Annotated in this window: 14 protein-coding genes and 1 tRNA gene; all 15 read right to left on the bottom strand. The window is 63.0% G+C overall.

From position 1 onward, the window contains the following. The coding region (locus tag ACFOOR_RS11590; RefSeq protein ID WP_380214606.1) for a GTP-binding protein at nt 1–446 on the bottom strand (446 nt) is incomplete at its 3' end. Nucleotides 447–490: 44 nt separating this feature from the next. Next, nucleotides 491–2,566, bottom strand: coding sequence for an elongation factor G (gene fusA / locus ACFOOR_RS11585; RefSeq protein ID WP_343165753.1), 2,076 nt, complete (start codon nt 2,564–2,566; stop codon nt 491–493). Between the two features lie 31 nt (nt 2,567–2,597). Then, entirely contained in the window at nt 2,598–3,068 is a 471-nt protein-coding gene (rpsG, locus tag ACFOOR_RS11580; protein WP_343165752.1) for a 30S ribosomal protein S7, read from the bottom strand. Between the two features lie 12 nt (nt 3,069–3,080). Further along, complete coding sequence (rpsL, locus tag ACFOOR_RS11575; protein WP_039717921.1) at nt 3,081–3,452, bottom strand: 30S ribosomal protein S12; 372 nt, start codon at nt 3,450–3,452, stop codon at nt 3,081–3,083. Between the two features lie 374 nt (nt 3,453–3,826). Further along, on the bottom strand, nt 3,827–8,053 hold the full coding sequence (gene rpoC / locus ACFOOR_RS11570; protein ID WP_343165751.1) for a DNA-directed RNA polymerase subunit beta': 4,227 nt from the start codon (nt 8,051–8,053) through the stop codon (nt 3,827–3,829). Between the two features lie 64 nt (nt 8,054–8,117). Then, on the bottom strand, nt 8,118–12,191 hold the full coding sequence (rpoB, locus tag ACFOOR_RS11565) for a DNA-directed RNA polymerase subunit beta (protein WP_343165750.1): 4,074 nt from the start codon (nt 12,189–12,191) through the stop codon (nt 8,118–8,120). 222 nt (nt 12,192–12,413) lie between these two features. Further along, on the bottom strand, nt 12,414–12,794 hold the full coding sequence (rplL, locus tag ACFOOR_RS11560) for a 50S ribosomal protein L7/L12 (protein ID WP_236955319.1): 381 nt from the start codon (nt 12,792–12,794) through the stop codon (nt 12,414–12,416). A gap of 51 nt (nt 12,795–12,845) precedes the next feature. Then, nucleotides 12,846–13,358, bottom strand: coding sequence for a 50S ribosomal protein L10 (gene rplJ, locus ACFOOR_RS11555; protein ID WP_343165749.1), 513 nt, complete (start codon nt 13,356–13,358; stop codon nt 12,846–12,848). Between the two features lie 305 nt (nt 13,359–13,663). Further along, entirely contained in the window at nt 13,664–14,374 is a 711-nt protein-coding gene (gene rplA, locus ACFOOR_RS11550; protein ID WP_343165748.1) for a 50S ribosomal protein L1, read from the bottom strand. Between the two features lie 5 nt (nt 14,375–14,379). Beyond that, nucleotides 14,380–14,811, bottom strand: a complete 432-nt coding sequence (gene rplK / locus ACFOOR_RS11545; RefSeq protein WP_343165747.1) for a 50S ribosomal protein L11 — start codon at nt 14,809–14,811, stop codon at nt 14,380–14,382. 80 nt (nt 14,812–14,891) lie between these two features. After that, nucleotides 14,892–15,425, bottom strand: coding sequence for a transcription termination/antitermination protein NusG (gene nusG, locus ACFOOR_RS11540; protein WP_343165746.1), 534 nt, complete (start codon nt 15,423–15,425; stop codon nt 14,892–14,894). Nucleotides 15,426–15,436: 11 nt separating this feature from the next. After that, the gene (gene secE, locus ACFOOR_RS11535; protein ID WP_039718968.1) at nt 15,437–15,694 is read right to left on the bottom strand and encodes a preprotein translocase subunit SecE; all 258 of its coding nucleotides are present in this window, start codon (nt 15,692–15,694) and stop codon (nt 15,437–15,439) included. Nucleotides 15,695–15,746: 52 nt separating this feature from the next. Next, nucleotides 15,747–15,822: transfer RNA gene (locus ACFOOR_RS11530), tRNA-Trp, on the bottom strand. A 161-nt stretch (nt 15,823–15,983) separates the two neighbouring features. After that, entirely contained in the window at nt 15,984–18,956 is a 2,973-nt protein-coding gene (locus ACFOOR_RS11525) for a TonB-dependent receptor domain-containing protein (protein ID WP_343165745.1), read from the bottom strand. A 411-nt stretch (nt 18,957–19,367) separates the two neighbouring features. Next, a partial coding sequence (locus ACFOOR_RS11520) for an elongation factor Tu (protein WP_380214598.1) occupies nt 19,368–20,201 on the bottom strand: 834 nt, incomplete at its 5' end.

The following is a 20,201-nucleotide window of genomic DNA, read 5'->3' as shown; positions in this document are numbered from 1 at the left end:
ACTTCCATCTCAACCAGTTCCAGAAGCTCGGGATCGTCCACCTGGTCGACCTTGTTCAGGAACACAACCAGAGCCGGAACACCGACCTGACGCGCCAGAAGAATGTGCTCGCGCGTCTGCGGCATCGGGCCGTCAGCCGCCGAAACCACAAGGATCCCGCCGTCCATCTGCGCCGCGCCCGTGATCATGTTCTTCACATAGTCCGCGTGCCCCGGGCAATCGACGTGCGCGTAGTGACGACCGTCCGTCTCATACTCCACGTGAGCCGTCGAGATCGTGATCCCGCGCGCCTTCTCTTCCGGCGCCGCGTCAATCTGGTCGTACGCGCGGAAATCGCCGAAATACTTCGTGATCGCAGCCGTCAGCGTCGTCTTGCCATGGTCAACGTGACCAATCGTGCCGATATTCGCGTGCGGCTTCGTCCGCTGAAACTTCTCCTTGCCCATCTTTCGATCTCCAGGCCTGTGTTTGTCCTAGGGGCGATGACCGCTTACGCGATCTTCGCGATAACTTCCTGAGCCACGGCGCTCGGCACCGGCTCGTAGTGGTCGAACTGCATCGTGAACTGGGCGCGGCCCTGGGTGGAGGAGCGCAGCGCGTTCACGTAGCCGAACATGTTGGCCAGCGGCACCATCGCGTTCACGACAGTGGCGACGCCCCGCATCTCCTGGCCCTGGATCTGGCCACGGCGCGAGTTCAGGTCGCCGATCACCGAACCGGTGTAATCGTCCGGGGTCACGACCTCGACCTTCATGATCGGCTCGAGCAGCTTCACGTCCGCCTTGCCCTTCACTTCGCGGAAGGCGGCGCGGGCTGCGATTTCAAACGCCAGAACGCTGGAGTCGACGTCGTGATACTTGCCGTCGATCAGCGTTGCCTTGAAGTCGATCACCGGGAAGCCGGCGATCAGGCCGTTGTCCATGACGGACCGGATGCCCTTTTCAACGCCCGGAATATACTCCCGGGGCACGTTGCCGCCGACGATCTTGGACTCGAACTGGAAGCCCGAACCCGGCTCCAGCGGTTCGAAGATCATCTTCACTTCGGCGAACTGGCCCGAACCACCCGACTGCTTCTTGTGCGTGTAGGTGATCTCCGCGGTGCGGCCGAGCGTTTCACGGTAGGCCACTTGCGGCTGGCCGATATTGGCCTCGACCTTGAATTCGCGGCGAAGGCGATCGACCAGGATGTCGAGGTGCAACTCGCCCATGCCCGCCATGATCGTCTGACCGGATTCTTCGTCGGTCTTCACGCGGAAGGACGGATCCTCGGCCGCCAGCTTGTTGAGGCCGATGCCGAGCTTTTCCTGGTCGGCCTTCGACTTCGGCTCGACGGCGATCTCGATCACCGGCTCCGGGAATTCCATGCGCTCCAGGATCACCGGCTTCATCGGGTCGCAGAGCGTGTCGCCCGTCGTGGTGTCCTTCAGGCCCGCGATCGCGACGATGTCGCCGGCGAACGCTTCCTTGATGTCCTCACGCGAGTTCGAGTGCATCTGCAGCATGCGGCCGATGCGCTCCTTCTTTTCCTTCACGGTGTTCAGGAGCGAGATCCCGGTTTCGAGCTTGCCCGAATAGATGCGGCAGAAGGTCAGCGTGCCGACGAACGGGTCGTTCATGATCTTGAACGCCAGCATCGACAGCGACTCGTCATCGCTCGACTTGCGGGTGACGGGCTCGTCGGTCTTCGGGTCGATCCCCTTGATCGGCGGCACTTCCACCGGGCTCGGCAGGTAGTCGACGACGGCGTCGAGCAGCGGCTGGACACCCTTGTTCTTGAACGCCGAACCGCAGAGCACCGGATGGAAGGACAGGTTGATCGTGCCCTTGCGGATCAGGCGGATCATGGTGGCCTCGTCGGGCTCATTGCCTTCGAGGAAGGCCTCCATGACGTCATCGTCCTGCTCGACGATGGTCTCGATCATCTGCTCGCGCGCGATCTGGGCATCGTCCAGCAATTCAGCCGGAATGTCCTCGACCGAGAATTTCGCACCGAGCGATTCGTCGTCCCACACGATGGCGCGCATGCGCAGCAGGTCGATCACGCCGCGCAGTTCGTTTTCCGAACCGATCGGCAGCTGGACGACCAGCGGCACGCAGCCAAGGCGGTCTTTCATCATCTGGACGCAACGGCCGAAATCGGCGCCGATCTTGTCCATCTTGTTGACGAAGAACATCCGCGGGACCTTGTACTTCTCGGCCTGGCGCCAGACGGTCTCGGTCTGCGGCTCGACGCCGGCATTGGCGTCCAGCAGCGCAACCGCACCGTCAAGCACGCGCAGCGACCGCTCGACTTCGATGGTGAAGTCGACGTGTCCCGGCGTGTCGATGATGTTCAGGCGCTTTTCTTTCCAGAAAGCGGTCGTCGCGGCGGACGTGATCGTGATGCCGCGCTCCTGCTCCTGTTCCATCCAGTCCATGGTGGCGGCGCCGTCATGGACTTCGCCGATCTTGTGGCTCTTACCGGTGTAGAACAGGACGCGCTCGGTCGTCGTCGTCTTGCCGGCATCAATGTGGGCCATGATGCCGAAATTCCGGTAGTCCTCGATTTTGTGCGTGCGGGCCATGACAGTCAGTCCTTGGGGAGGATGCTTCGGGTTACCAGCGGTAGTGCGAGAAGGCGCGGTTGGCTTCGGCCATGCGGTGCGTGTCTTCACGCTTCTTCACAGCCGTTCCGCGGTTGGACGAGGCGTCCAGAAGTTCCGCGGCGAGACGTTCGCGCATTGTGTTTTCGTTGCGGGCGCGCGCAGCGGCAACCAGCCAGCGGATGGCCAGGGCCTTCTTGCGCTCGGTCCGCACTTCGACGGGGACCTGATAGGTCGCGCCGCCAACCCGGCGGGAGCGGACCTCGACTTCCGGCGCGACATTGTCGAGCGCGTCGTGGAAGATGCGGACCGGCTCGCGCTTGGCCTTTTCCTCGACGAGGTCAAGCGCCCCGTAAACGATGGATTCGGCGGCGGATTTCTTGCCGTCATACATCAGGTAGTTCATGAATTTCGTGAGATCGAGATCACCATACTTGGCGTCCGGAAGGATCTCGCGTTTTTCGGCGCGGTGGCGACGGGACATAAGATCCTCTCCTTACTTCGGACGCTTCGCGCCGTATTTCGAACGGCGCTGACGGCGGTCCTTGACGCCCTGGGTATCCAGAACGCCGCGCAGGATGTGATAACGAACGCCGGGAAGGTCCTTCACACGGCCGCCGCGGATAAGCACGACAGAGTGTTCCTGAAGGTTGTGACCCTCACCGGGGATGTAGCTCACCACTTCGTACTGGTTCGTCAGACGAACCTTCGCGACTTTACGAAGCGCCGAGTTCGGCTTCTTCGGCGTGGTGGTGTAAACGCGCGTGCAAACGCCGCGGCGCTGCGGACAGGCCTGCAGGGCCGGCACCTTGTTGCGCTTCGGCTTGTCTTTCCGCGGCTTGCGGATGAGCTGGTTGATTGTCGGCATTACCGCCCTAACCCGTTCGTTGTTTGTGGTGCCTCACGCACCAAAAAGGTTCGCAAGACACGAAATGACCGGCGCGCGAGAAGATCGCTTCCCCGCCCGCCAATACACCATCGATGTTCAGTGTTTCCGGACGACGTATAACCACGTGTGGTTACGGCTCATCCCCGAAAAACAGGCGCGGAACCTAGTCGCGGACCCCGGACCAGTCAAGCGCCTGTAATAGTTTTTTCATGCGCCTACTGCGGTCGGGCAAAACCCCCTCGCCGCACATCGTGGAAGCCCGTCGCGCAAGGCGATCTGCGTCCGCAAGGAAGTGCAAGGGGCCGCCGGCGAACCGGCGGCCCCGTGCTGTATTCAGACCCGGTATGCGGGGATCAGCTCTCGCCGCCCCCCGATTCCGATTCCGCAGCCTCGGCTTCGGCCGCTTCGGCGATCTCGGCCGGGAGTGCTTCCTCGCCGGTTTCGACTTCGGTCTTGCGTTCGGCGAGCATCACATTGTCGCGCTCGGCCGCGACCGACTGGTAGGAGCGCATCTGACCGCCCGTTCCCGCCGGAATGAGACGGCCGACGATGACGTTCTCCTTCAGGCCCTCGAGCATGTCCACCTTGCCCTGGACGGCCGCCTCGGTGAGGACGCGGGTCGTTTCCTGGAAGGAGGCTGCCGAGATGAAGGAACGCGTCTGCAGCGACGCCTTGGTGATGCCGAGCAGAACGGGTTTTCCGGTCGCGGGCTTCTTCTTCTCCGCTTCCAGCTTCTCGTTCATTTCGAGGAAGTCGAGCTTTTCGACCTGCTCGCCGGCCAGCCAACCCGACTCGCCCGGATCGATGACTTCCATCTTCTGCAGCATCTGGCGCACGATCACTTCGATATGCTTGTCGTTGATCGGCACGCCCTGCAGCCGGTAGACCTCCTGGATCTCGTTCACGAGGTAGTCGGCCAGCGCCTCGACACCCAGGATCGACAGGATGTCGTGCGGCGCGGGGTGACCGTCCAGCAGGTATTCGCCCTTCTGGATGATGTCGCCTTCCTGGACCGTCAGGTGTTTGCCCTTCGGCACCAGGTAGTCGGCGCGGACCTCCGCATCCTCTTCCGACACGATGGCAATACGGCGCTTGTTCTTGTAGTCGCGGCCGAATTCCACGCGGCCGGTGATCTCGGCGATCACCGCGTGATCCTTCGGACGGCGGGCTTCGAACAATTCCGCCACCCGCGGCAGACCGCCGGTGATGTCGCGCGTCTTGGCCCCTTCGGTCGGGATTCGCGAGATGATGTCGCCCGGGCGGACCACATCACCGTCCTGGACCGAAAGAATGGCACCCACCGCCAGCATGTAGCTGGCCGTCGATCCGTTCTGGAACTTGACCGGCTCGCCCTTCTCGTCCTCGACGACGACCATCGGCTGCAGGCTGGCGCCCTTGGGAGCGCTGCGCCAGTCGACGATCACCTTCGATGCGATACCCGTGGCTTCGTCAGTCTCTTCCTTCACCGACAGGCCGTCGATCACGTCGACGAAACGCGCCTTGCCGCCCGCCTCGGTCACGATCGGCGTGGTGTAGGGGTCCCATTCGGCCATACGCATGCCGCGCTTGGTCTTGGTGCCCTCGTCGAGCAGCAGGCGGGCACCATAGGGCAGCTTGTAGGATTCGAGCGAACGCTCGTCCTTGTCGACCACCTGGACCTGCATGTTGCGCGCCATGACGATGAAGACACCATCGGCATTCTTCACCGTCGAGCGGTTCACCAGGGCGATCTTGCCCTCATGCGTCGCTTCCACGAAGGATTGCTCGGACACCTGCGCGGTACCGCCGATGTGGAAGGTCCGCATCGTCAGCTGCGTGCCGGGTTCGCCGATCGACTGGGCCGCGATGACACCGACGGCTTCGCCGTTGTTCACCTTCGTGCCGCGAGCCAGATCGCGGCCGTAGCAGGTGGCGCAAACGCCGACGCGGGTTTCGCAGGTCAGCGGCGAACGCACTTTCACCGACCGGACCCCGGCCGCTTCGATCGCGGCGATCATGTCCTCGTCGAGATAGGTGCCGGCTTCGCAGACCACCTCGCCCTCGGGCGACTTGACCTGTTCCGCCGCCGAACGGCCGAGAATGCGCTGGCCGAGCGACACCACAACCTCGCCGCCATCGACCACGGCGGTGAGATTGATGCCGTCCGACGTGCCGCAATCGGGCTCGGAGACGATGCAGTCCTGCGCCACGTCCACGAGGCGGCGGGTCAGATAGCCCGAGTTCGCGGTCTTCAGCGCGGTATCGGCCAGACCCTTGCGGGCGCCGTGCGTCGAGTTGAAGTATTCAAGAACGGTCAGACCTTCCTTGAAGTTCGAGATGATCGGCGTCTCGATGATCTCGCCCGAAGGCTTGGCCATCAGGCCGCGCATGCCGGCGAGCTGCTTCATCTGGTTCTTCGAACCCCGGGCACCGGAGTGGGCCATCATGTAGATGGAGTTCACTTCGGTACGGCCTTCGCCGAGGGAATAGGGCTTGGAAACCTCTTCCATCATGGCGTCGGCGACGCGGTCGGTGCACTTCGCCCAGGCGTCGACCACCTTGTTGTACTTCTCACCCTTGGTGATCAGGCCGTCGACATATTGCTGCTCGTATTCGGCAACCAGCTTGCGGGTGTCGTTGACCAGGTCCGCCTTGGCTTCCGGGATGACCATGTCGTCCTTGCCGAAGGAGATGCCCGCCTTGGCGGCTTCCTTGAAGCCGAGCGCCATCATCCGGTCGGCGAAGATGACCGTCGCCTTCTGACCGCAGTGCCGGTAGACCTCGTCGATCAGGAAGCCGATCTGCTTCTTGGTCATCAGCTCATTGGCGATCTGCCACGGCAGTTTCGGGTGCTTCGGCAGCAGGCTGACGATCTTGGCCCGGCCCGGCGTCGTGTCGATCCGCGTGCGCACGGGATTGCCGTCCTCGTCGACGGTCTCGTAGCGCATCCGGATTTTCGTGTGCAGCGAGATCACGCCCGCATCGAGCGCGGCCTCGAGTTCGCCGAGCGTCGCAAAGGCACTGCCCTCGCCCGGCTCGTTCTCCTTGTCGACCGACAGGTAGTAGAGCCCCAGGACGATGTCCTGCGAGGGGACGATGATCGGCTTGCCGTTGGCCGGCGACAGGATGTTGTTCGTCGACATCATCAGCACGCGCGCTTCCAGCTGCGCTTCAAGCGACAACGGAACGTGCACGGCCATCTGGTCGCCGTCGAAGTCGGCGTTGAACGCGGCGCAGACCAGCGGGTGCAGCTGGATGGCCTTGCCCTCGATCAGCTTCGGTTCGAAGGCCTGGATGCCGAGACGGTGCAGCGTCGGCGCCCGGTTCAGGAGAACCGGATGCTCGCGGATCACCTCGTCAAGAATGTCCCAGACTTCCGGACGCTCTTTCTCGACCATTTTCTTGGACTGCTTGACCGTACCCGACAGGCCCTTCGCGTCGAGACGCGCGTAGATGAAGGGCTTGAACAGTTCGAGCGCCATCTTCTTCGGCAGGCCGCACTCGTGCAGCTTCAGTTCCGGGCCGACGACGATGACCGAACGGCCGGAATAGTCGACGCGCTTGCCGAGCAGGTTCTGGCGGAAACGGCCCTGCTTGCCCTTGAGCATGTCGGCGAGCGACTTCAGCGGGCGCTTGTTGGCGCCCGTGATGACGCGGCCGCGGCGGCCATTGTCGAACAGGGCGTCGACGGCCTCCTGCAGCATCCGCTTTTCGTTGCGGATGATGATGTCCGGCGCGCGAAGCTCGATCAGGCGCTTCAGGCGGTTGTTCCGGTTGATCACGCGGCGATAGAGATCGTTCAGGTCCGACGTCGCGAAGCGGCCGCCATCGAGTGGCACCAGCGGGCGCAGTTCCGGCGGGATGACCGGAACGACGGTCAGGATCATCCACTCCGGACGGTTGCCCGACGAGAGCAGCGATTCCAGCGTCTTCAGGCGCTTGGCGTACTTCTTCAGCTTCAGTTCCGACGCAGTCTCGGTGATGTCGGTCCGGATCTTCTCGATCTCGGCCTGGACATCCATCGCCATCAGGACGTCACGGATGCATTCCGCGCCGATACCGGCCGTGAAGGCGTCCTCGCCGTATTCGTCCTGGGCTTCGAGATATTCTTCCTCGGTCAGCAACTGGTAGGGCTGCAGCGGCGTCAGGCCCGGCTCAGTGACGAGATACATCTCGAAATAGAGCACGCGCTCGACATCCTTCAGCGCCATGTCGAGCACCATCGCGATGCGGCTCGGCAGCGACTTCAGAAACCAGATATGCGCGACCGGGGCGGCCAGTTCGATATGGCCCATGCGTTCGCGCCGAACCCGTGCCAGCGTCACTTCCACGCCGCACTTCTCGCAAACGATGCCCTTGTACTTGATGCGCTTGTACTTGCCGCACAGGCACTCATAGTCCTTAACCGGACCGAAGATCCGCGCGCAGAACAGGCCGTCACGTTCCGGCTTGAACGTGCGGTAGTTGATGGTCTCGGGCTTCTTCACTTCGCCGAACGACCAGGAGAGAATTTTCTCCGGGCTGGCCAGCGAGATCCGGATCCGGTCGAAGGTCGGGCCTTCGGCCGCCGGATTGAAGATGTTCATGACCTCTTGGTTCATTACCGTCTCCTTGAAGGAGTAAGCGGAGCGGCTCGAGGGCCGCTCCGCGAAAATCCGATCGGGCTTAGCTGTTCTTCAGTTCGACGTTGAGGCCGAGCGAGCGCATTTCCTTGACGAGCACGTTGAAGCTCTCCGGAACACCCGCCTCGAACGTGTCGTCGCCGCGCACGATGGCCTCGTAGACCTTCGTCCGGCCGGCCACGTCGTCCGACTTCACCGTCAGCATTTCCTGCAGCGTGTAGGCGGCGCCATAGGCTTCGAGTGCCCACACTTCCATCTCGCCGAAACGCTGGCCGCCGAACTGCGCCTTGCCGCCCAGCGGCTGCTGGGTCACGAGGCTGTACGGGCCGATCGAGCGGGCGTGGATCTTGTCATCCACCAGGTGGTGCAGCTTCAGGATATGCATGATGCCGACCGTGACCTTGCGGCGGAATTGCTCGCCCGTCTGGCCATCGTGCAGCGTTACCTGGCCCGAGCTTTCAAGACCGGCCATCTGCAGGTGCTCGACGATGTCCGGCTCGCGGGCACCATCGAAGACCGGTGTCGCGATCGGCACACCCGGCATCAGGTTCCGGCTGAGCTCGGCGATTTCATCGTCGGTGTCCGGCATCTCCTCGTTCTCGCCATAGGCGTGTTTGAGAACAGCCTTCAGCGGGTCGATCTTGCCGTCGCGCAGATAGGCCTCGTAGGCTTGGCCGATCTGCTTGCCGAGGCCCACGCAGGCCCAGCCAAGGTGGGTTTCGAGGATCTGTCCGACATTCATCCGTGAGGGCACGCCGAGCGGATTGAGCACCACGTCGACCGGGGTGCCGTCTTCCAGGTAAGGCATGTCTTCGACCGGCGCGATCTTCGAGATCACGCCCTTGTTGCCGTGACGGCCGGCCATCTTGTCGCCCGGCTGGAGCTTGCGCTTCACCGCGACGAACACCTTGACCATCTTCATCACGCCCGGCGGCAGCTCGTCGCCGCGCTGCAGCTTGTCGACCTTGTCCTCGAAGCGTCGATCGAGGCGCGCCTTGGAGTCGTCGTACTGCTTCTTCAGCGCTTCGACCTCGGCCATGACCTTTTCGTCATCGAGGCTGATCTTCCACCACTGGCTGGCCGGCACGTCGGAAAGGCTTTCCTCGGTAACCTTGCCCTTCTTGAACCCGCGCGGGCCGGACGTGGCGTCCTTGCCGATCATCAGGTCCTTCAGGCGGCCAAAGATATTGCGCTCGAGGATGGTGAGCTCGTCGTCGCGGTCCTTGCCGAGACGTTCGATCTCTTCACGCTCGATCGTGATCGCGCGCTCGTCCTTGTCGACACCGTGACGGTTGAAGACGCGGACTTCCACGATCGTGCCGGTCGTGCCCGGCGGCAGACGCAGCGACGTGTCGCGCACGTCGGACGCCTTTTCGCCGAAGATGGCGCGCAGAAGCTTTTCTTCCGGCGTCATCGGGCTTTCGCCCTTCGGCGTGACCTTGCCGACCAGGATGTCGCCCGCTTCGACTTCGGCACCGATCGACACGATGCCGGCCTCGTCGAGATTGCGCAGGGCTTCCTCGCCGACATTCGGGATGTCGCGGGTGATTTCCTCCGGGCCCAGCTTGGTGTCGCGGGCCATGACCTCGAATTCCTCGATGTGGATCGAGGTAAACACGTCATCGCGGACGATGCGCTCGGAGATCAGGATCGAGTCCTCGAAATTGTACCCGTTCCACGGCATGAACGCGACGAGCGGGTTCCGGCCAAGCGCCAGTTCGCCCAGATCGGTCGACGGACCGTCCGCGATGATGTCGCCGGTCACGACCTCGTCGCCGACCTTCACGATCGGACGCTGGTTGATGCAGGTCGACTGATTGGAACGCTGGAACTTCGCCAGGCGGTAGATGTCGACACCCGACTTGGTCGGGTCGAGATCCTTGGTGGCGCGGATGACGATACGCGTCGCATCCACCTGCTCCACCACGCCGTCGCGGCGCGCCACGATCGTCGCACCGGAATCCCGGGCCACGACCGATTCCATGCCGGTTCCGACCAGCGGAGCTTCCGCCTGCAGAAGCGGCACGGCCTGACGCTGCATGTTCGAACCCATGAGGGCGCGGTTGGCGTCATCGTTTTCCAGGAAGGGGATCAGCGCCGCGGCAACCGAAACCACCTGCTTCGGCGACACGTCGATATAATCCACGTCTTCCCGCGGCACGAGCGTGACATCGCCGCCGACACGGCAGTTGACGAACTCGTTCGCCAGCTCGCCCTTGTCGGAAACCGACGCATTCGCCTGCGCGATCGCGAACTTGGCTTCCTGCATCGCCGAGAGATACTCGACCTTGTCAGTCAGCTTGCCGTTCTCGACCTTGCGGTACGGGCTCTCGATGAAGCCGTACTTGTTCACCCGGGCATAGGTCGAAAGCGAGTTGATCAGGCCGATATTCGGCCCTTCCGGCGTTTCGATCGGGCAGATCCGGCCATAGTGGGTCGGGTGCACGTCGCGCACTTCGAAACCGGCGCGCTCGCGCGTCAACCCCCCCGGTCCAAGCGCCGACAGGCGGCGCTTGTGGGTCACTTCCGAGAGCGGATTGGTCTGGTCCATGAACTGCGACAGCTGCGAGGAGCCGAAGAATTCGCGCACCGCGGCCGCCGCCGGCTTGGCGTTGACCAGGTCGTGCGGCATGACGGTCTCGATATCGACCGAGCTCATCCGCTCCTTGATCGCGCGCTCCATGCGCAGCAGGCCGATGCGGTACTGGTTTTCCATCAACTCGCCGACCGAACGCAGGCGGCGGTTGCCGAGGTTGTCGATGTCGTCGATCTCGCCCTTGCCGTCACGCAGGTCCACCAGCGTCCGGAGAACGGCGATGATGTCTTCCTTGCGCAGCACGCGGACATCGTCCGGGCAGTCGAGGTCGAGGCGCATGTTCATCTTCACGCGGCCGACCGCGGAGAGGTCGTAGCGTTCGGAGTCGAAGAACAGGCCGTTGAACAGGGCCTCGGCGGTGTCAGCGGTGGGCGGCTCGCCCGGACGCATGACACGGTAGATGTCGACGAGCGCGTTCTCGCGGTTCTCGTTCTTGTCCACCGCCAGCGTGGTCCGCATGTACGGACCCTTGCCATAGGCGTCGATGTCCAGCACGTCGATGTCGCCGATGCCGGCCTCGGTCATTTCGGCGAGGTTTTCCTCGGTGATCTCGTCACCGGCCTCGGCGAAAATTTCACCGGTCTGCACATTGACGATGTCTTCCGCGACGAAGCGGCCATACAGCGCCTCGTCACCGACCAGCAGTTCCGTCACGCCGTCTTCGGCCAGCTTGTTCGCCGTACGGGCAGCGATCTTCTTGCCGGCCGGGGCAATCATTTCGCCCGACTTGGCGTCGATCAGGTCCGTCGACGGCTTCACACCGCGCCAGCGTTCCTTCACATAGGGGATCGTCCAGCCCTTCTTGCCGCGCGTGTAGGACACGCGGTCATAAAAGGTGGCCAGGATCTCTTCCTTGTCCATGCCCAGGGCATAGAGCAGCGTCGTCGCCGGCAGCTTCCGGCGCCGGTCGAGGCGCATGTGCAGCACGTCCTTGGCGTCGAATTCGAAGTCGAGCCAGGAACCGCGATAGGGAATGATGCGGGCCGCGAAAAGGTATTTGCCCGACGCGTGGGTCTTGCCCTTGTCATGGTCGAAGAACACGCCCGGGGAGCGGTGCATCTGCGAAACGATGACGCGCTCGGTGCCGTTGACGATGAACGTGCCCTTGTCGGTCATGAGCGGGATGTCGCCCATGTAGACGTCCTGCTCCTTGATGTCCTTCACGGAGCGGGCACCGGTTTCCTCGTCCACGTCGAACACGACGAGACGCATCTTCACCTTCAGCGGCGCCGCATAGGTCATGTCGCGCTGCTGGCACTCTTCCGTGTCGTACTTCGGCGCTTCGAATTCGTAGGACACGAAGTCCAGAACCGCGCGCTCGGAGAAGTCCTTGATCGGGAAGACCGACTTGAAAACAGCCTGAAGACCGTCATCCGGGCGCTCGCCCGCCGACATGTCCTTCAGGAGAAACTGGTCATAGGAGCTCTTTTGAACCTCGATCAGGTTCGGCATCGCGACCGTTTCAGGAATACGGCCGAAAGACTTGCGAATGCGCTTCTTACCGGTGAACGACAGACCCATGTCCGCTCCCTTCACAGCGCCCTGAAAGGCGCCGGTTTCATTCCGTGGCGAACCGGAAACCCGGTCCTTCCCTGCGAATGGCCGGACAGGTCCGGCCGCGATGTCCGGATCGGCCCCAGCAGGAGACGGGCGCGATCCGGCTTGTTTTCAGGGACGGCTCGACGGGCGCGCGGAATCGCTCCGCACGCCCGTCGACGTCCCGATACGTCCCAAAAGGGACGCTTACTTCAGCTCGACAGAGGCGCCAGCCTCTTCCAGCTGCTTCTTCATCGCCTCGGCATCGGCCTTGGAAGCGCCTTCCTTGACGGTCTTCGGCGCACCCTCGACGAGGTCCTTGGCTTCCTTCAGTCCGAGGCCGGTGATGGCACGGACTTCCTTGATGACGTTGATCTTCTTGTCGCCAGCGGCGGTCAGAACGACGTCAAACTCGGTCTTCTCTTCGGCCGCAGCAGCTTCGCCGCCGCCACCGCCCGGCATCGCCGCCATCGCGACCGGAGCCGCGGCGGAAACGCCCCACTTTTCTTCCAGAAGCTTGGCCAGTTCGGCGGCTTCCATGACGGTCAGACCGGAAAGGTCTTCGGCCAGTTGTTCGATCTTCGACATGTGTTTCAGTCCTTGAACAGATTTGATGCGTTGGTCGTTGCAGAGACGACGTCAGGCGGCTTTCTGGGCGTAGGCGTTGATCACGCGCGCCAGCTGGGCAGCCGGAGCCTGGACCACACCGGCAACCTTGGTCGCCGGAGCCTGGATGAGACCCACCAGCTTGCCGCGCAGCTCGTCGAGCGACGGCAGGCTCGCGAGGGACTTCACCCCGCCTTCATTGAGAACCGTTTCTCCCATCATGCCGCCGAGGATCACGAACTTGTCGTTTTCCTTGGCGAAATTGACGGCCGCCTTGGGCGCCGCGACAGGGTCCACGGAAAAAGCGATCGCAACCGGACCCGTGAACAGGTCCCCGACGCTTTCCGCCGCATTGCCCTGCAGGGCGATCTTGGCGAGACGGTTCTTCACCACCTTCAACTGCCCGCCAGCTTCACGAAGCTTGACACGCAGCGACGTCATTTCCGCAACGGTGAGGCCGGTATAGTGGCCGACGACCACTGCACCGGATTCAGCGAAAATCCCTTTCAGGACCTCCACCGCCTCGGCTTTTTGAGCTCGCTCCATTGCGGTCTCCCGTTTTAAGCGGCCGGCCCATCCGGTCGCTCTACAAAAAGCTCCCGCTCCGGCATGCCGGATCGGGAACTTTCCTGTCCCGGGGTTTGAACCGTCGCCGCGCCGCACAGGAGACCTGCACAAGGACACGCCTTCGAATTCTCACTCCCGTCTGCGCAGGGCTTCAGACGATTAAGCGGTCCGGGTCTCCCCTTCCCGCCCCTGCGGTCTCGGACAGGCTGGCCGGCGCGTCTGGCATGTGCCTCGTCGCCGGCCTGATCCGGGGCCCGAAAGCCCCGGAAACCCTTGGTCTGGCCTTACGCGGCCGCGCTGGACTGCGCGCTCGCCTCGGCCGTATCGATCTTCACGCCCGGACCCATGGTCGAGCTGAGCGCGATCTTCTTCAGATAGGTGCCCTTGGCACCCGACGGCTTGGCCTTGACGATCGCGTCGAGGAAAGCGCGCAGATTCTCTTCCAGCGCCTTCTCGGAGAAGCTCGCCTTGCCGACGCCGGCGTGGATGATACCGGCCTTCTCGACCCGGAATTCCACGGCACCGCCCTTGGAATCGGCCACCGCCTTGGTGACGTCCATCGTGACCGTACCGACCTTCGGATTCGGCATCATGCCGCGCGGGCCGAGCACTTTGCCCAGACGTCCGACCACCGGCATCATGTCCGGCGTCGCGATCACCTTGTCGAAGTCCATGCGGCCATTCTGGATTTCTTCGGCCAGCTCGTCGGCGCCGACCACGTCAGCCCCCGCCTTCTTGGCTTCCTCGGCCTTTGCGCCCTTGGCGAACACCGCCACCCGCACCGAGCGGCCGGTGCCGTTCGGCAGGTTGCACACGCCGCGGACCATCTGGTCGGCATGGCGCGGGTCGACATTGAGATTGATCGCCACTTCGATCGTTTCGTCGAACTTCGCCTTCGCATTCGCCTTCACGAGCGAGACCGCCTCGGTCAGGCCGTGCAGCTTGTCGCGATCGATCGCGGAATAGGCAGTCGACAGTCGCTTGTTCTTCGCCATCGGACCTACTCCACCACTTCCAGGCCCATCGAGCGGGCCGAGCCGGCGATGATCTTCGTCGCCTGATCAAGATCGTTCGCGTTGAGATCGGCCATCTTGGCCTCGGCAATCTCGCGGCACTGCGCCATGGTCACCTTGCCGACCGGGCCGGTCTTGCCCGTCGTGCCGGAGCCCTTCTGGACTTTCGCGGCCTTCTTCAGGAAGAAGCTCGCCGGCGGCGTCTTCGTCTGGAAGGTGAAGGACTTGTCCTGGTAGACGGTGATGACGGTGGGAATCGGCATTCCCTTTTCCATCTCTTGCGTCTTGGCGTTGAACGCCTTGCAGAACTCCATGATGTTGACGCCGCGCTGACCCAGCGCCGGGCCGATCGGCGGGGACGGATTGGCCGCCCCGGCCGGAACTTGCAGCTTGATATAGCCGGTAATCTTCTTCGCCATTTCCCTTACTCCGTTTCAAAGGGTGGCGCGGTGCGAAGCCGGAATGGACTTTCCCGGCCTCTCCCGCGCCCGTTTCACGCTCAGGCGTTTTTCTCGACCTGCGCGTATTCCAGCTCGACCGGGGTCGCCCGGCCGAAAATGTTGATCGCCACCTTCAGGCGGCCCTTCTCGTCGTCGACCTCTTCCACAACGCCGTTGAAGCTCTGGAAGTGGCCGTCGATCACGCGGACCGTTTCGCCGATCTCGTAGGAGACGGTGGGACGCGGACGTTCCGCATCCTCTTCCATCTGACCCAGGATCCGCTTGACCTCGTTTTCCGAGACCGGGATCGGCTTGCTCGCCGACCCCAGGAAGCCGGTGACTTTCGGCGTATTCTTCACGAGGTGGTAGGCCGCGTCGGTCATGTCCATCTTCACCAGCACGTAGCCAGGGAAGTATTTGCGTTCCGCGTTGACCTTGCGGCCCTTGCGGACTTCGACCACGTCCTCGGTCGGAACGAGAATTTCCTCGAACTTCTCTTCAAGGCCCTGGGCCCGCGCCTCGACGCGGATCGCCTCGGCGACCTTCTTTTCGAAATTCGAATAGGCGTGGACGATATACCACTTAGCCGACATCAATGTCTCCGTCACGCGCCGAGGCTGAAAATGCCCTCGATCCCGAACGAGATCGCGAGATCGACAAGGAAGAAAAAGAGCGTGGCGAAGGCGACCATGATCAGAACCATGATGGTCGACACCCACGTTTCTTTCCACGTGGTCCAGGTAACCTTGCGCGCTTCCTGGCGGACTTGCGCCAGGAACTGGAACGGGTTCGCCCGTTTCTTCTTCGGCGCCGGGGCGGAAACGCCCTTCGCAGCCGGTTTTGTCTTGTCGCTACGCGTCATCGTTCAAATCACATCGGGCCGTGCAGATAGGCCGCCTTTACCAAAAACGCAATGGCAGGGGCGGAGGGACTCGAACCCACGACCTGCGGTTTTGGAGACCGCTGCTCTACCAGCTGAGCTACACCCCTAGAAGGACGCGCCTCCTAGCACGCCGATCCCGTATCCGCCACATCGGAGCGCAGGCTTCTACACGGGTCTTTCGCGCTTGAAAACCGTCCTGTCGAAAAAAGTAGCGGCGGGCCCCGGAGGGCCCGCCGCCTTTGGCGTTTATCGTCTTGGGACGAACGACTTAGAAGTCGACCGTGATACCCGCGAAGATGTAGCGGCCAACCGCGTCATAGACCTGCGGGAACGTGTTACCGTTACCGAAGCCCGCACCGACTGCCGACGAAAGCGGCGGTTCGGAGTCGAGGATGTTGTTCACACCGAAGCGCAAACGCATGTCCTCGCTGGCGTACCAGTTGCCCGAGAGGTCGAAGTAGTTCTGGGCATCGAGCGTGGCGTTGATCGCCGCACCGCCGCCGAACTGGTTGACCGAGGCGAAGTGACGCCACGTCAGAGCCGCGTCGAAGTCGTAGGCCGACGTCCAGGTGGCGCGGAACTTGTGGCGCCATTCCGGATTCGGCGTACCGCACTGGCCACCATAGGTGCCAACGCAATCGAACGGAGCCGCACCCGGGAAGGAGACCGTCTCAAGCGAGTTGAGATAGGTACCGACCAGGTCGAACGCCAGCGAGCCGGCATTCGGGCCGATGAAGTCGAGATCCATGCCGTAGACGGCATTGATGTCGAAACCATCGGTCGAGAGCGAACCGGTGTTGATGTTCGTGGCGATGATGTAGCCCGTCTGGTTGGCCCAGAGCGTGCCGCCATTGCCGCGGTTGATCAGCGAGCAGAACGCCGCATCGCCCGTGGCCAGACACTCGGCGAGCGCCTGGGACGGCGGGATCGTGCCGACCAGATCGTCCACCTGGATGTCGAAGTAGTCGACCGACACCGTCAGACCCGGGATGAATTCCGGCGAGAAGATCAGGCCAAGCGTGATCGTATCGGCGGTTTCCGGGGCCAGGTTCGGGTTACCACCCGTCAGCTGGTTGAACTGACCGGCCGGGTTGTCGGCGATATTGCCGTACTGGGCAGCCGTCACGCCGGTGTTCGCACACTGGGCGAGGGTCGCCGTGGGGACCGGACCCGAGCACGGATCGTAGTTGCCGTTCGCACCAGAGGAGAGGTCGAACAGACCGATCGACTGGGTCGAGAACAGCTCGATGACGTTCGCGGCACGAACGGCACGCTGCAGGCTGGCCCGGGCACGCAGGTCCGGAACCGGGCTCCACTCGAGAGCCGCCTTGTAGGTGTCGGTTTCCACGCCCGAGGAGTAGCTCGAGAAGCGGTAAGCGAATTCCGCGTTCAGGAACTCGAAGCCCGGACGGCCTTCGATGATCGGCACACGAAGCTCGGTGAAGAGTTCGTACACGTCCTGCGAACCGGAGACCGGGGTCGTCGGGCCGCCCTGACCGAAGCCGTCACCAGCCTGGTAGTTGGCGTCCGGCAGCAGTTCCAGGGAGTCACGGCGATATTCCGCACCCACCGCGAACGCCACCGGCGTGTCGGCGGCCGGCGACTGGAGGCCGAACAGGTCACCAAAGACCGAGCCCGACAGGATCTGCTGGGTGGTCTGACCATCCTGCAGCAGCGGGTTGGTGATGTAGTTGATCGACGCTTGAGACGGCGTACCCGAGAAGATGTTGTAGGGCACGCAAGCCGGATCGTCGTTCGACGGATCGGCGTCGGCATTCACGGCGCAGACGATGTTGCCACCGCCGTCGAGCACGGCGTTCAGTGCCAGCGACGACTTCCGGACCGAGATTTCGTTCCGGTAGTTTTCCGCCATGTGCACGTTCGCGAACGAACCGTACATGTCGTAGGACAGGCCGGTGTTGAAGAAGTCACCGCGCGTGCCGAACACGCCGCGATACATGGTGTGACGGACGTCGGACTGACGCGGGCCGCCTTCCACGTTACGGCGCAGGATGAGCACGCCTTCCGCGATGTCGTTCGGACCCAGGCCCTGGCTGGTGCAGAGGAAGTTGACCTGCTGCGCCGTCAGGAACGGGTTGTTACAGTTGATGCCGCCCGAGGAACCGGCGACGCCGCCGCCGAACACGCCCGACGGAGCGATCTGCGCCAGCGAGCGCGTGTCCATCGCCGTCAGTTCGGAGTAGACGTCGAAGTGACGGTTCACTTCGTAGTGCGCATTGGCACCCAGCACGTAGCGGGTGTCCGGACGCTGGTAGAAGTTGTACGGGTTGAAGTTGAACGTGTCCGACGTGAAGTCACGAGCGATGAACTCGGAACCGTTGGTCCGGAACCAGGCACCGTGCGGATAGGCGTTCGGGCCGACGTTCAGGAAGTTGGCAACCGCATTGGTCGACGAACCCGAGCACGAGAACTCGGTACCGCCATTGGTCGTACCGAAGGCGCAAGCGGAATAGTCGCGGTTGGCCTGGTAGACCGGGGCGACGTTGCGATAGGTCACGTAGAGGGTCGCGTTGCCGCGGCCGTCCGGCGTGTTCACACCCATCACGCCCGACAGCTCGGTCGCCGCGCCGTCGATAACCCGGTCGTCGGGCTGACGGAACTGCGACGGGTTGTTCGCCGCATTGTTGGCGATCAGCGTTGCCATCGTCGAGTTGTCGTTGGTGTGCTGGTAGAAGCTGTACTGAGCGTCGAACCGCACGCCTTCGAAATTGTCGTCGAGGTAGAAGTTGACGACGCCGGCAACGGCGTCCGAACCGTAAACGGCCGAAGCACCACCGGTCAGAACTTCCACGCGCTCGATCAGCGCGCCCGGGATCTGGTTGAGGTCGGCGGCAACGGAGCGCGGCGAGCCGTACGGCAGGCGGCGGCCATTGACGAGAACCAGCGTACGGGCCGCACCGATACCACGAAGGTTGACGGTGGCGGTACCGGTCGCGCCGTTGGAGATGTTCGAGCCCTGACCCGCGAACGCTTGCGGCAGGGTGTTGACCATGTCCTCAACGCGGATGACACCGCGGTCCTGGAACTCTTCGGCGTCGATCTGCGTCACCGGGCTGGTCGAAACGAGGTTGGCCGACGGAATGCGGGTGCCGGTAACGACAACCCGATCTTCCGGCTGGGCGCCTTCCTCCTCTTGTGCCATCGCGGACGCGGTCGAAAGACCGATACCGCCGATGAGCGTGCTCGCCATCAGGCAAGCCTTGAAGGTGTTGCGTCTCACTCTGTATTCCCTCCGAGTAGGTCGATGGCGAGGTGGACCTCACCATACTGTGATTGGCTTTGTGACGCCCGGTTTCAGACAATAGGGTTCCACGGGCATCACACCATGCGCGGCGGAGGCTAGTGACTCGGCCCCCGGCGGGTCAATGCGACAGTCCTGTAACAGCCCCGCTTCACGTGATTTGGCATGGCGGTGTTGCGCGAATGACGCACCAATCCCCCTTGCGGGATGATTGCGCCGCGACCATGCGCCTGAAACGCGAACGGAGCGACGCTTCGCCGGGCGATTCCCGTTGGGCGGGCATGTCCCGAAAGCCCGCCCTCTCCTCCCCCGCGAGGCCGGCCTGACAGCACAAAGAAAAAGGCCGCCGGCGCGTGCCGGCGGCCTTTCAAACCGTCTGGATATCCAGACCTAGTCGATGATTTTCGCGACGACGCCGGCGCCGACGGTACGGCCGCCCTCACGGATGGCGAAGCGCAGGCCCTGGTCCATGGCGATCGGAGTGATCAGCTCGACATGGATTTCGACATTGTCGCCCGGCATCACCATCTCGGTGCCCTCTTTCAGCGACACCACACCCGTCACGTCCGTCGTGCGGAAGTAGAATTGCGGGCGGTAGTTGGTGAAGAACGGCGTGTGACGGCCACCCTCTTCCTTCGTCAGGATGTAGGCTTCCGCCTCGAACTTCGCGTGCGGCTTGATCGAGCCCGGCTTGGCCAGAACCTGGCCGCGCTCAACGCCCGCACGGTCGATGCCGCGCAGAAGAACGCCGACATTGTCCCCCGCCTGGCCCTGGTCGAGCAGCTTGCGGAACATTTCAACGCCCGTGCACGTCGTCTTCACCGTGTCGCGGATGCCGATGATCTCGATTTCCTCGCCAACCTTCACAATGCCGCGCTCGATCCGGCCCGTCACGACCGTGCCCCGGCCCGAGATCGAGAACACGTCCTCGATCGGCATCAGGAACGGAAGGTCAACCGGACGCTCCGGCGTCGGAATGTAGGCGTCAACCGCCGCCATCAATTCCTTGATCTTCTCTTCGCCGATCTCCGGATTGTTGCCTTCCAGAGCCGCCAGGGCCGAACCCGCGATGATCGGAATGTCGTCGCCCGGGAAGTCGTAGGACGACAGAAGTTCACGAACTTCCATCTCAACCAGTTCCAGAAGCTCGGGATCGTCCACCTGGTCGACCTTGTTCAGGAACACAACCAGAGCCGGAACACCGACCTGACGCGCCAGAAGAAT

This window comes from Hyphobacterium vulgare, assembly GCF_042643335.1.
GTDB lineage: Bacteria > Pseudomonadota > Alphaproteobacteria > Caulobacterales > Maricaulaceae > Hyphobacterium > Hyphobacterium vulgare.
This window is presented reverse-complemented; position numbering and strand designations above follow the sequence as displayed.